Here is a 12,566-nt window from a genome sequence, read left to right as displayed (position 1 = left end):
ACCCCTCCCCGTCGTCAGATCCGACAACGACCGTCCGGCGACCGTGCCGCGGCGGCGGGTCAGGCGGCCGAGCTCGCGACCGGGTCGTCGCTGACCACGACGGAGGAGAAGCTCACGACGTGGTCGCTGATGATCGTCATGCGGGCCCCGATCCGGACCGGGTCCATGATCGTGCCGATCGGTTGCCAGCCGTCACCCGTCTGGGCGTAGATCCGCCAGCCGTCGCCGATGCCGTAGACCGTCTCGTTCGGCGAGGCGGTCTGGATGATGCGCCGGACGGGCGAGGACGTGGACGTCATGGGCATGGCAGGTGGCTCCCGTTCGTGAGGGTGGGTCGTACGGTCGTTGGACCGTCCGGAGCGGCGAAAGTTTCGTGGCGGTGGGTCTGGAAGGACCACGGCGACGGTGGGAGGATGCCCAGTGACGGAGATACTGAACTGCCTTCAGCACGAGGAGTGACGCGCATGGCCGACATCCGCTACGACCGACCGGGCCACGAGGGCGTCATCCCCTACCTGATCGTGGAGGGGGCTGCGTCTGCGATCGACTTCTACACCGCGGCGTTCGGGGCGGAGGAGAGGATGCGGCTCGCGATGCCGAACGGGCGGGTCGGGCACGCCGAGATGGCCATCGACGGCCATCCGTTCTACCTTGCCGACATGTCCCCGGAGATGGACGACGGCCCGACCCGCAGTCCGGACCGGACGGGGTCGACGTCGGTGATCCTCCACCGCTACGTGCCCGACGTCGATGCCGCCGTTGCGCGTGCCGAGGAGGCGGGAGCCACCGTGCTGCGACCGCCGAAGGACGAGTTCTACGGCGAACGGGCGGCGACCGTCCAGGACCCGTTCGGCCACCAGTGGAGCCTGCACACCCGAACGAGCGAGGTCTCCATGGAGGAGATGGTCGCGGCGGTGCAGGGTGGTCCCGCGGAGGCGTAGCCCCGCTCAGGTGGTACGGACGTCCAGGATCACCGAGTGCAGGCGCAGGCGGTTCAACGGCACCGCACCGGGACCGGACCGGGGGACGATCGTCTCGCGGTGCCAGTCCTCCAGCAACGTCCACGCCTCGGCCTGCTCGACCAGGTCGTGGTGGGTCTGCTGCCAGGCCTGCGACCGCTTGGTGAAGTGCCCCACGGTCCGCCGGTCCAGCAGCGGATAGACGGTCGGCAGCTTGTGGTGCAGCACCGCATGGGTCGTCCGCATGCCGACCCCGCGGACGTTCATCAGCAGCGCCCACGGCCGCCACAGCTCACCGTTGGTGGTGGCCATGCCGCCCTTGCCGAACAGCTCGGCGCTGGACATCTCCCACAGCACCGGGGCCGGATCGGGCAGCGCCAGCAGCGCCTCGTCGAGCGCAGGGCGCAGGCCGAGGACCGCGTCGACGGCGTCCTGGTCCATGCCGTCGCCGAGCCCGGCGCCGACCAGCACGTCGATGGGGTCGAGGGTCCGTCCGGGACCGGCCGGCACGCAGTCGAAGCTGCGGTAGCCGTGCGCCCGGAAGATCGGCGCCGGCGTGCCCGGGTCGACCGGCCGGGTGCGGTCGGGCTCCCAGCGACCGGCGGGGGCCCCGCAGTATCGGCCGATGCAGGACTGGGCGGCCTCCAACGACAGGGTGTCGCCGGCCACGGTCACGTGGGTGGATGCCATAGCGTCTCCTCGCAGCGCGCAGGAGGTCCACGCGAACGCCGAACCGTACCGCTCCGGACCGGCGTAGGCTCCGGCCGCATGGCCCCGCCGTTGCTGCCACCGCCCACTCGCGCGATCGTCCGCCTGCCCTCCAGCAGAGCAGCCGATGGCTTGACCGACGCCGACCTCGGGGCCCCCGACCCGGAGGTGACCGCGGCCCAGCACGAGGCCTACGTGACGGCGTTGCGCGACGCGGGCCTGGACGTGACCGTCCTGCCGGCGGAGGAGGACCTGCCGGACGCCCACTACGTCGAGGACGCGGCGGTGCTGCTGGGTGAGGACGTCGCCGTCCTGACCCGACCCGGCGCGCCCGAGCGGCGAGACGAACCGGCCCGGTTGGCCGACGCACTGCCACACCCGACCGTCGTGTCCTTGGCCGACCTCGGCGGGCCCCACGCGACGCTGGACGGCGGCGACGTGCTTGTCGCCCACGACCGGATGCTGATCGGGGTGTCACGTCGGACCAACGAGGCGGGCGCCCGGGCGCTGGCCGCGATCGTCGCCGAGCACCGGGCCGGCTGGCCGGTGCACCTCGTGCCGTTCACGGGCGTGCTGCACCTCAAGACCGGCACGACCGAGGTCGTCCCGGGCCAGCTGCTGCTGGCCCCCACGATGCAGATCACCGATGCGTCGGGGCTGGACGGGCTGCTGCAGCACGTCGTGGCCGCGGCCGATGCCTACGCCGCCAACGTCGTCCCCCTCGGCCACACCACGCTGGTGGCGGCCGGCTTCCCTGACGTTGCCGCCTTGGTCGGTCGCCACGGCCCGATCACCGAGGTTCCCATGGGCGACTTCGAGCGCATGGACGGCGGCCTGACCTGCCTCTCCCTCCGCTGGTGACCCCGACCGACGTACGCTCGTCCCAGCCGACCGACAAGGAGCCGACATGGGCGAGAAGGGTGCACGGCTGACCGCCGAGTCGACCGCGCGGGCCGCGCAGCTGGTGGAGGAGTGGCAGTCCCTCGGACCGGTGACGAGCAAGCCCATGTTCGGCGGGCACGGCATCGTCCACGACGGGTCGATGTTCGCCATGGTCGACTCCCGGGCGCACGTCCACCTCAAGGCCAAGGGTGAGCACAGCCGGGTGTACGAGGATGCAGGGGCGGTCGCGCACGACCGCATGCCGTACTGGTCGGTGCCCGCCGAGGTTGCCGACGACGAGGACCTGCTGCGGGAGTGGGCCAAGCGAGCGATCGACGGCCTCGACCGGTGATCGGCGACCTGGCCGTCAGGACCTTTCCCCGCGGCGTGCCGGGCGTCCGCTCGGTCATGCAGCAGGGTGTGCATGCGATGTTCGGGGAGCCGTTCGACGCGACCGTCGACCCGGGTGACCCCGGGCTGATGGGGCCGGGGTCGGCCACGTGGCAGCTGCTCGGCGAACCCTGCGTGCTGCCGATGGGGTTCCGGGCGCTGCTGGTCCAGATGCTCCATCCGATCGCGCTCGAGGCGGTCCACACCCACGGGTCGTTCGCCGAGGACTTCCTGGGCCGCGTGAAACGCACCGCCCTGTACCTGCAGCTGGCCAACTTCGGCAGCACCGGGCAGGCCCTCGACATCAGCGCCACCGTGCAGCGGATCCACCGCCGGGTGGTCGGCCGCACCGCGCAGGGGGAGCCGTACTCGGCCGGCGACCCGCACTACCTGGCCTGGGTCGGCATGACGTTCACCGAGTCGACCCTCGCGGTGCACGAGGCGTTCGGCCGGCCTCCGGCGCTCGACGTCGCGGACCGGTTCGTGGCCGAGCAGGCCGTCCTGAACGCCCTGCTGGACCCGCGCGTGGACCTGGGCCAGCTGCGCGCCGATCCCGACGCAGGCGCCCGGCTGCGGGCCGGCGATGTGCCCCTCCCCCTCATCGTGGAGGGCTGGGTGCCGACCGACGTGGCCGGCCTGACCGCACGGTTGGCAGAGCTGCAGCCCGAGCTGGAGCTGCGTGAGCTCGGCCGGCGGTCGTTCCGGTGGTTGCTCGACCCGCCTGGCCTGCCGCTGGTCCAACGGGCGGGTTGGCGGGTCTTCGTGGGGAGCACCCTGGCCACCCTGCCGCCGCAGTGGCGCGACCTGCTGGACCAGCCGGACACCCCGGTGCGCGACGCCGTCGTGGCCCGCGGGACCCGCACGCTGTTCGACCTGTTCCGCGTCCTGCACGGTCCCCTGACACTTCCGGCGCGTGCCGCGACGCGTGTCGGACGGCAACGCACCGCTGGCAACGGCAACGCTGACGACGTTCTGGTCAAGCTGCAGCGCTCCATCTGACGATCCCCGGACGAACGGCGCGGGGCCTGCTCCGCCCGAAGCCCGCCGATGTCGACCGATCGAGAGTCAGTCGGTGTTGTCCCGCACGGCGCACCGCGCGCAACGTCATGCTCGTGGCCGGGGCGGTGACGGGTCGCCTCCGGGACCGCGTTCGTCGACTCGTTGACGCCTGACGTTGGCCGTCATCGGATGCGTGGCAGCCGGTGGGACGGGCCGCCGGCGCACGCGACGATGTCTAGGTGGTCGTTGCCGATCACGTAGACGGCGTGCTGTCCGAACGCCCGACCGACCGCCAGGAGGGTGTGGAGGGACGGACGACCGTCGTCGAGCGGGATGGCGAAGGAGTCCTCCGACCACCCGCCGTCGGTGGCGGTCCCACGGGCGGGCAGGACGGTGGCACCCATCGCCAGCAGCACGGCGGCCAGGTCGGCGTTGGCCTGCCGGTTGGTCGCCTCGTCGGTGACCCGGCTGCCCGGGTTCCACCCGGTGATCACCACGAACCGTGTCGGGAGATCACGACGGGCGGCCCGCCCGGCGACACGCGTCGGCGTCGGCAACCACACGTCGACGTCGGTGGCGGCGTACGCCTCGAGCACGTCGTGGAGGGATGGTTCGGCCGGCCGGGTCACCCCCCGGATTGTGCACTTCGCCCGGCCCGTCGGCCCACGTGCACCACCCTCGCGCCGGGCTGTGCAGCTCGGCCGGTGACCCGGCTGACCTGCACAACGCGGGGCCCCGTGAGGGGGTGTCAGTCGTGGGCGACCTCGACGGGGATGCCGCGGCGGACGGCCTCACCCACCACGGCCTCGGTCAACCCGCGCGACAACAACGAGGTCAGCGCCAGCGGACCCTCCAAGCGGACCCCGTCTCCGGACCGGGTGCGCACGCCGACCAGCACCGACGGGCTGTCGTTGATCACCGTGGTGGACACGTCGGCCACGACACCCGCCAGGCGGTCGACCACCTTGCCGGCCAGCCAGCGCAGCCCGGGGATCGGTACCCAGCGGCCCACCAGCGTCCCGGCGGTCCGCCCGACCAGCCGTCGAGCGGCCATGGCCGCCATCGGTTCGAGCTCGACGGCCTCGACCTCCTCCCACCAGGCGGTGTGGTAGCGGATGATCCCGCGGCTCTGCACCCGCGTCGGGTCCACCCTGACGCTGTAGCGGTTGCCCACCGCCGCGATGACCCGGCGTGCGCGGGGGCCGTGGAGGACCCCGCCGGCCCGGCGGCCGAGGTCGTCCAGCAACGGACCCAACCCCGCGACGAACGGTCCCTCCAGCGGCAGCTCGGGGGCCGGGTGCAGGGTCGCCCACACCCGCTCGAGGCGGGAGTCCGGCGGCGTCAGCGGGTCGGTCGGGGTGCGCGAGGTCATGTCCGGGGTGTTCCCCGCCGAGTGCCGGCCCACACGCCCACGAGACACTCGCGGGCATGACCGACCCGACCGCACGAGCGCTGATCGACCGACTGGGCCTGCAGCCCCATCCCGAGGGTGGCTGGTACGCCGAGACCTGGCGGGCACCCACCGTGGACGGCGGGCGTGCCACGAGCACCGCCATCCACTTCCTGCTGGAGGAGGGACAGCGGTCCCACTGGCACACCGTCGACGCCGCCGAGGTCTGGTGTCATCACGCCGGCTCGCCGGTGCGCCTCCTGCTGAGCGCCGACGGCCGGGCGGTGACCGCGCACCAGCTGGGCGGCGACGTCATGGCCGGACAGGATCCGCAGGTCGTCGTGCCCGAGGGCCACTGGCAGGCGGCCGAGGCGACCGACGGCTGGGCCCTCGTGACCTGCGTCGTTGCGCCGGGGTTCACCTTCGACGGCTTTGTGCTGGCCGAGCCCGGCTGGGAACCCGGCGCAACTCCGGGAGGGATGTGAGGGGCGGACGTCGAAACCCCAAGCGTGGTTCGGGCTGCCCGCTTGGACCGTGACGCCGGGCCGGCATCCCCACCCCCTCAGCCGGCCCGGCGTTCCCTCACCCGGTCACCGGGATCAGGTGACCTTGTCCTCGCGAACCTTGGCCTTCTTGCCACGGATCTTGGTGCGCATCAGCGAGCTGATCACCTCGTCGGCCGCGGCCGACGGCACCTCGACCAGGCTGAAGCGGCCGTGGATCTGGATCGCGCCGACGTCGCGGCCGGTCAGGCTGGTCTCGTTGGCGATCGCCCCGACGAGGTCCTTGGGTCGCATGCCGGCCTCGCGGCCCAGGTTCATCCACAGCTTGGTCGTGGGACCGGACGGGCCGCGGGACTTGCCGCCGCCGGATCCGCCACGGCTGTTCTTGCCCTGGTAGCCGCTCTTGTCGCCCTTGCCCTTGCCGCTGAACGAGGCCTGCGGGACGTCGTCGTCATCGGCGTCGCTGTGGGTCTCGTCGTGCGCGAGCTTGATGCCCGCCAGGGCGATCTCGACCAGGTCGAACTCGTCGGACAGGGACTCCACGACCGGGCGGAAGGTGTCGAGGTCGTCGCCGTCGGACAGCAACATCTCGCGCATGGACGCACGCAGCATGCCGAGGCGCCGGGCGCGCAGGTCGGCGACGGTCGGGACGGTCTCGACCTGCATCCTGCGGCCGGTGTGGCGCTCGATGGCCTTCATGGCGCGGTGCTCGCGCGGCTCGACCAGGGAGATGGCCATGCCCTCGCGGCCCGCGCGGCCGACACGGCCGATGCGGTGGGTGTAGGACTCCACGGCCGAGGGCAACGAGTGGTTGACCACGTGGGTCAGGGTGTCGATGTCCAGGCCACGGGCGGCGACGTCGGTGGCGATCAGCAGCTCGGCAGCGCCGGAGCGGAAGCGGTTCATGACCCGGTCGCGCATGCCCTGGTCCATGCCGCCGTGCAGCGCCTCGGCTCGGTACCCACGGCCGTTCATGGTCGACGTCAGCTCGTCGACCTCCAGGCGCGTGCGGCAGAACACGATGGTGGCGTCGGGGTCCTCGACGTCGAGGACACGTGCCAGCGCCGCCGGCTTGTGGTGGCGGGTGACGACGTAGGCCACCTCCTTGACCTTGGGTGCCTCGCCCTCGGCTGGCTCCTCCCGCTTGATCTGGATGCGCACGGGGTTGGTCAGGTGGCGGTCGGCCAGCCCGGCGATCCGGCGCGGCAGGGTGGCGGAGAACAGGGTGGTCTGCCGCTCGGACGGTGCCTGCTCGAGGATGGCCTCGATGTCCTCGGCGAAGCCCATGTCGAGCATCTCGTCGGCCTCGTCGAGGACGACGACCTCGAGGCTGTCCAGGGCGAGGGAGCCACGGCCGAGGTGGTCCATCGCACGTCCGGGGGTGGCGACGACGATGTCGACGCCCCGGTCGAGCTGCTTGAGCTGGCGGAAGATCGGCTGGCCGCCGTAGATCGGCAGCACACGGGCGCCCATGGCCTTGCCGTAGGTGTGGATGGCCTCCGACACCTGCATGGCCAGCTCGCGGGTCGGGACCAGGACCAGGCCGATCGGCTGCCGACCGCGGTCGACCTCGTCGGGGATCCGCTGCAGCAGGGGGAGGGCGAACGCGGCGGTCTTGCCGGTACCGGTCGCCGCCTGGCCGAGCAGGTCACGACCCTCCAGCAGCGGCGGGATGGCCTCGGCCTGGATCGGGGTCGGTTCCTCGTAGCCCAGCTGGTCGAGGGCGGTCACGAGCTCCGCGCGCAGGCCGAGGTCGGCGAACGCGGGCGGGGTGTCCCCGGGCGGGTCGACGTGCGCGTCCGGCGCGGAGTCAGCAGGCGCCTCCGCGGGGGACTCGGGAGTGGGGTCGGTGGTGGGTTCCGCGTCGGGAACGTCGTGTTCTTGATCGGGGGGTGTCACTGGAGAAGCCTTTCGAGGGACCACCGAGTGTGCCTGCTCGACACACAACAGCGCCCCCGACCGTTCGAGACGGTTCGGGGGCGCAGTGTTCTGCTGGGTCCGACTCAGGTGGCCTGACCCGTTGCTCGCCTGGTGGGAGCCTAGTTCTGGTGCGACTTCTGCTCGGCCTCTTCGGCCTTCGCCTCGGCGCGGGCCTTCTCGGCCTCGGCTTCCTTCTGGGCGGCGTCGCGCTGGGCCTCGGCCTTGTCCTGCTGGGCTTCGCCCTCGTTCTCGAGGTCCTCGTTGCCCGTCAGCACGCCTGCGGCTTCCTTGGCCTTGCCCTTGGCGTCCTCGATGACGCCCTTGGCGCCAGCTTCCGGTCCGGTGTCCTTGTCAGCCATGGTGGTTCGCTCCTTGGTGTGGTGGGTGTTGCCCTCTCGTCGAAGCGATGCCCGATGGCTGGGCTGACAAACCCCCGCGGGTGACTCGACCCCGACGAAGCGTCACCTGTGCTGCGAGGGAGGTCGAGGTGTCCCGTGATCGCCGGTCAGGCGCCGTTCACGGGCAGGATCCACCCCTCCTCCTGGACCGTCGCCGTGATGGCGAGGGCGCTCAGGTCGGGCGGGCCGATCGCCGTCAGCAGGCTGCCGTCCTCGGCCATCCGTCGGTAGGCCGCGACGAGCGCCAGGACCTGGGCGGCATCACGGACGGGATGCAGGGAGGGATCGTGCGGCAGGAGGCTCGGGTAGACCTCGGCGACCACCACCCCGGGGGACGGGAACCGGCCGGTGTCGTAGCCGGTGTCGAACGGCCAGACCAGCAGCTGCAGTTCGTCGAAGACCTGGCGCAGCCGATGGATGACGGGCAGGGCGACGAGGGTCTGCCCGCCGACCGACCCGGTGTAGGCCACCTGCCAGACGGACTTGGGCTGGTGGCCACGCTCGCGCCAGTGGCGTTCGGCGTGGCGAAGCTCGGCCAGCGGCCAGGCGTGCGGCGTGGCGACGGGAAAGGTCGGCTTGGTGGGGTGCAGGTGCGGGAGGGGCTGGGTCTCCGGGCGCCCCCAGAACGGCCCCTCCTCGGCACCGATGCGCGCGTTGAGCTGGTCGGCGACGACGTAGCGGTTGTTGACGTTGCGATCGTCGTCGGTAATCAGCTCGGCCAGCAGGGTTCGCATCCACGTCCACGGATCCTCGGCGGCCGGCATCCCGAGGGCCGCGGCGGTGCCGGCGGGGTACCCGAACGCCGCGTCGATCCCGCACAGCACATGGCGGCCGTCGGCGGTCAGGCGACCCAGCTCCTCCTCCATCCAGCGGGCTGCCTCGGCGCGGGTGCGGAACGCGACGACGCGGTCGGCCCGGTCGGGTTCCCCGATCGCCGCCCACAGCCCGTTGGCCCCTCCACCCTTGGGCCCACGGGTCGACGCCGCGCTCCAGTCGACCATCACGAAGGCGTCGGCGGTCCAGCGGTCACTCATCGAACGGGTCCTGACGAAGTCGGCGGCGGGGTGGGACAGTGCCCGGCAGAGGTGCATCGCACGACCGCATCGAACGGTTCGTCAGTGCCCTCCGGCTGACCCACCGCATCCGTCGAACTGTACCGCCACCGAACCCTGACGGATCTTGACCCACCCGGTGACGAGCGCTGACCCACCTTCCGGCCACGACCACGACAACGGTGCCCTGCCTCTGGCGGATTTGGACCCAGTTCGCGCCGCGGAGACACAGAACGGGTCGAATTCCGTCAACCGGGGGGGACCGACCCGGACCCGGCCTCGACCCGCAGTCGGCCTCGACGTCAGCGGCGGGCGGCGCCGGAGGCGACGGGGCGAGGGGGAGTGGTGCCGACCTGGACGGCGAGGGCGACGGCGTGGGCCCAGTCGAGCTCGTGGCCCTCGGCGCGGGCGCGGTCCAGCACGGGGGCAGGCAGGACGTCGGTGACCAGCGCCCGCTGGCGAGGGCCGTCGATGGGGTCCATGCGGGCGGGATGGAAGCCGACGCGTGACCCCAGCCGGTCGACCGCACCGAGCAGCACCCCTCCTTCGTAGTGGCGGCCCATCAGCCCCGCCACCGACGCCATCGTGTGCAGGCCGGCCAGGGTGGAGGAGCGGTCGCCCTGCTCGGCCAGCCGACGCAGCGCCTCGGCCATGACCCGTCCGGCGTCGACCGGACGCTGCTGGTCCAGCAGGATCTTGCTGAGGATCCAGCCGGAGGACGCCCAGACATAGGTGTTGTCCCACCGGTCCGCCCGTTCGCGGGAGCGTTCCAGCACCGCGATGGCGTCCTCGATGCGGCCCTGCGACCGGCGGACCTGCCCACGGACCATGTCGACCTCGGCCAGCACCCACTCCGGCACGTCCCGCTCCTCGGCGGTGTCCAGCAGCCGGTCGGCCACCTCGGCGTTGCCGAACGCGGCCTCGAAGTAGGCCAGGTACGTGCGGGACAGGGCGCCGAGGACGTCGTGCTCGGCATGGGCCGCCATCGAGACCGCCTGGGTGATCCGCCGGTGCGCGGTGGGCAGGTCCCCGGACAGGTACGCCCCCAGCGACCGGCCGATCAACGCCTGGACCAGGTCGGCAGCCGCCACCGTCGCCGTCCCCACCCGAGCCGCGCCGCCGTCGAGGGCCTCCGGGTCGTCGACCAGCAGGCCGTCCAACCAGCGGTTGCCCTCGGTGACCTGCCCGAGCCGGAACCAGGCCCATGCGAGGTCCCCGCAGATCCGCAGGGCTGTCTCGACGTCGCCGACCTCCTGGCAGTGGGCGAGGGCGGCCCGGATGTTGTCGCGTTCGGCGATGGCGACGTCCCAGCGGGTCTCCTTCCCCAGGTAGGCGTCGGCCACGCGAGCCGCGACGTCGGCCAACCAGGCGGTGTGGCGGTCGGCGAGGGCCGCCCAGGCCGCCTCGCCGGCGTGCTCGCGGCAGTAGTCCCTGATCGTCTGCAGCACCCGGAAGCGCCGGCCGCCTGCCACGTCGACCGGGGTGACCAGGGACTTGTCGACCAGCTGGGTCAGGAGCGCCGCCGTCGCCCCGAGCCGCCGCTCGGCCACCACGGACAGGGCGTCGAGGTCGCAGCCGCCACCGAAGACCGACGCGGCATGCAACACCTCCTGCTGGTCGCGGGTCAGGGGGCGGTAGGACCAGTCCACGGCCGCCGCCATCGTCCGGTGCCTGGGCGCGTTGGTCCGACCGCCGTCGCCGAGCAGCGCGAAGCGATCCTCCACCAGGACGTCGATCTGGGCCAGGGACAGCGCCGACAGCCGCGCGGCCGCCAGCTCGATCGCCAGCGGGATGCCGTCGAGGGCCCGACAGATCCGGCGCACGACCGGCCTCGTCGTGTCGTCCAGCACGAAGGTGGGGTCCACGAGGGCGGCGCGGTCGGCGAACAGCAGCTCGGCCTCGCCCACCTCACCGTCCAGGCCCGCGGTCAGCGGCGGGATGACCAGGACCCGTTCGCCCGGCACGCCCAGCGGCTCGCGGCTGGTCGCGACGATCGACACCTCCGGGCAGGCGCCCAGCAGCTCGGCCGCGACCGTGGCCGCGCCACCCACCACGTGCTCGCAGTTGTCCAGCACCAACACGGCCCGGCAGCCCGACATCGCCGCGATGACCGCCGACAGCGGGTCGGTCGCCACGGCCGCCACGCCGATCGCCTGCGCGACCGTCGCCGGCACCATCGCCGGGTCGGACACGCCGGCGAGCTCGACCAGCCACGGGCCGTCCGGCGGCCGGGGACGAAGTCGCCGCACCGCCTCCAGGGCAAGGCGGGTCTTGCCGGCACCACCCACCCCGGTGAGGGTCAGCAGCCGGGCGGTCGACGACAGCCGCTGCACGTGGTCCAGCTGCGTGGTCCGACCGACGAACGTGGTCAACGGCACGGGCACGGCACGTGCGGCCGATCGGTCCAGCGCGGATGCACGCACCGGCAGGACCGAGGACAGCTCGACGCCGATGGAGGAGTCGCCGGCGGGGGAGTCGCCGGCCGGGGCATCGGGGACGCTGACGGACAGCGCACGGTCGGTGTCCAGCGACGGGGCCAGCGGATCGCCGTCGAGCAGGTCGGGATCCTGCTGCAGCACCAGCCGGTGGATGCGCTGCACCTCGGGACCGGGGTCGATGCCGAGGGTGTCGGCAAGCGTGGCGCGGAGGGTGTCGAAGCGCTGCAGCGCCTCCGCCTGTCGCTGCTCCCGGTAGGCGGCGACCATCAGCAGGGCCGCGACCTGCTCGTCGGCCGGGGTCCGGTTGGCCACCACGGCGAGGTTGTCGCGGACCAGGTCGTGGCGACCGGCGGCCAGGTGGGCGCGACCGCGCAGCACCTCCAGCTCCAGGCGGCGGGCCTGCAGCAGCTCCGCCGCGGTGATGGCGAAGGGCAACGCGACGATGTCGCCGAGCGCGTCGCCTCGCCAGCGTGCGAGGGCGGCGTCGGCCAGTCGACCGGCTTCGGACGGCTCCGTGCCGATCGTCGTGCGCGCCAGCAGGAGGAGGTCGGCGACCTCCAGCGCGTCGACGACGGTCGTTGACGCATCCAGGACGTAGCCACCGGTCACCTTCGGCAGGGCCGCCGGTCCGAGGGTCGAGCGCAGGCGCGAAACGTAGGCGCGGAGGGTGCCCTCGGCCGTCGCTGGTGGCTGCTCGCCCCACAGGCCGGTGACGAGGCGCTCGACCGGCACCGGCGAGCCGGCCTCCAGCGCCAGGGCTGCGAGGACACCACGAGGCATCCGACCGCCGAGGGCGACCTCGGTTCCGTCGATGGTGGCGATGACCGGGCCGAGCAGGTGCACCCGCACCGCCCCCGACCCGGAACGGTCGTGATCAGTTGTGGACAACGCGCTTCCTCGCACGACGCCCGAAGGACCCCTTGCCGT

13 protein-coding genes are annotated in these 12,566 nt (G+C 72.6%); 5 read left to right on the top strand and 8 right to left on the bottom strand.

Annotated elements, in window-relative coordinates:
* Positions 1-59 precede the first annotated feature (59 nt).
* Positions 60-305, bottom strand: a complete 246-nt coding sequence (locus CUC05_RS15685) for a hypothetical protein (RefSeq protein WP_108667065.1) — start codon at positions 303-305, stop codon at positions 60-62.
* A gap of 159 nt (positions 306-464) precedes the next feature.
* On the opposite strand from CUC05_RS15685, the gene CUC05_RS15680 reads away from it, so the two are divergent.
* Positions 465-941: a VOC family protein gene (locus CUC05_RS15680; protein WP_108667064.1), complete on the top strand. Its 477-nt coding sequence runs from the start codon at positions 465-467 to the stop codon at positions 939-941.
* 6 nt (positions 942-947) lie between these two features.
* Here the strand turns inward: CUC05_RS15680 and CUC05_RS25145 are convergent, their stop codons facing one another.
* Entirely contained in the window at positions 948-1,649 is a 702-nt protein-coding gene (locus tag CUC05_RS25145) for a DUF6308 family protein (protein WP_170128032.1), read from the bottom strand.
* Between the two features lie 78 nt (positions 1,650-1,727).
* Between CUC05_RS25145 and CUC05_RS25140 the strand changes: the two genes are divergently transcribed.
* From CUC05_RS25140 to CUC05_RS15660, 3 genes are read left to right on the top strand one after another with little or no spacing between them, the layout of a single operon-like run.
* Entirely contained in the window at positions 1,728-2,528 is an 801-nt protein-coding gene (locus CUC05_RS25140) for an arginine deiminase family protein (RefSeq protein WP_170128031.1), read from the top strand.
* 46 nt (positions 2,529-2,574) lie between these two features.
* Entirely contained in the window at positions 2,575-2,901 is a 327-nt protein-coding gene (locus CUC05_RS15665; protein ID WP_108667061.1) for a TfoX/Sxy family protein, read from the top strand.
* The gene (locus CUC05_RS15660; RefSeq protein WP_108667060.1) at positions 2,898-3,938 is read left to right on the top strand and encodes an oxygenase MpaB family protein; all 1,041 of its coding nucleotides are present in this window, start codon (positions 2,898-2,900) and stop codon (positions 3,936-3,938) included. Before CUC05_RS15665 ends, CUC05_RS15660 begins: the two co-directional genes overlap by 4 nt.
* Before the next feature lie 182 nt (positions 3,939-4,120).
* On the opposite strand, the gene CUC05_RS15655 is transcribed toward CUC05_RS15660, so the two are convergent.
* Positions 4,121-4,567 carry a DUF3293 domain-containing protein gene (locus CUC05_RS15655; protein ID WP_157965626.1) on the bottom strand — a complete coding sequence of 149 codons (447 nt, stop codon included), beginning with the start codon at positions 4,565-4,567 and terminating at the stop codon, positions 4,121-4,123.
* 119 nt (positions 4,568-4,686) lie between these two features.
* Positions 4,687-5,310 carry a hypothetical protein gene (locus CUC05_RS15650; protein WP_157965625.1) on the bottom strand — a complete coding sequence of 208 codons (624 nt, stop codon included), beginning with the start codon at positions 5,308-5,310 and terminating at the stop codon, positions 4,687-4,689.
* A 56-nt stretch (positions 5,311-5,366) separates the two neighbouring features.
* On the opposite strand from CUC05_RS15650, the gene CUC05_RS15645 reads away from it, so the two are divergent.
* On the top strand, positions 5,367-5,813 hold the full coding sequence (locus CUC05_RS15645) for a cupin domain-containing protein (RefSeq protein WP_108667057.1): 447 nt from the start codon (positions 5,367-5,369) through the stop codon (positions 5,811-5,813).
* A gap of 114 nt (positions 5,814-5,927) precedes the next feature.
* Here the strand turns inward: CUC05_RS15645 and CUC05_RS15640 are convergent, their stop codons facing one another.
* The 4 genes from CUC05_RS15640 to CUC05_RS15625 form a co-directional block, all read right to left on the bottom strand.
* Entirely contained in the window at positions 5,928-7,730 is a 1,803-nt protein-coding gene (locus CUC05_RS15640) for a DEAD/DEAH box helicase (protein ID WP_108667056.1), read from the bottom strand.
* 140 nt (positions 7,731-7,870) lie between these two features.
* Entirely contained in the window at positions 7,871-8,110 is a 240-nt protein-coding gene (gene mbp1 / locus CUC05_RS15635) for a microaggregate-binding protein 1 (RefSeq protein WP_108667055.1), read from the bottom strand.
* Between the two features lie 146 nt (positions 8,111-8,256).
* Complete coding sequence (locus CUC05_RS15630; RefSeq protein ID WP_157965624.1) at positions 8,257-9,183, bottom strand: hypothetical protein; 927 nt, start codon at positions 9,181-9,183, stop codon at positions 8,257-8,259.
* 320 nt (positions 9,184-9,503) lie between these two features.
* Complete coding sequence (locus CUC05_RS15625) at positions 9,504-12,527, bottom strand: AfsR/SARP family transcriptional regulator (protein ID WP_157965623.1); 3,024 nt, start codon at positions 12,525-12,527, stop codon at positions 9,504-9,506.
* Positions 12,528-12,566 lie beyond the last annotated feature (39 nt).

It is taken from the genome of Euzebya rosea, from assembly GCF_003073135.1.
Lineage (GTDB): Bacteria > Actinomycetota > Nitriliruptoria > Euzebyales > Euzebyaceae > Euzebya > Euzebya rosea.
The sequence above is the reverse complement of the archived record's forward strand: the minus strand, read 5'-3'. Positions and strand labels throughout refer to the sequence as shown.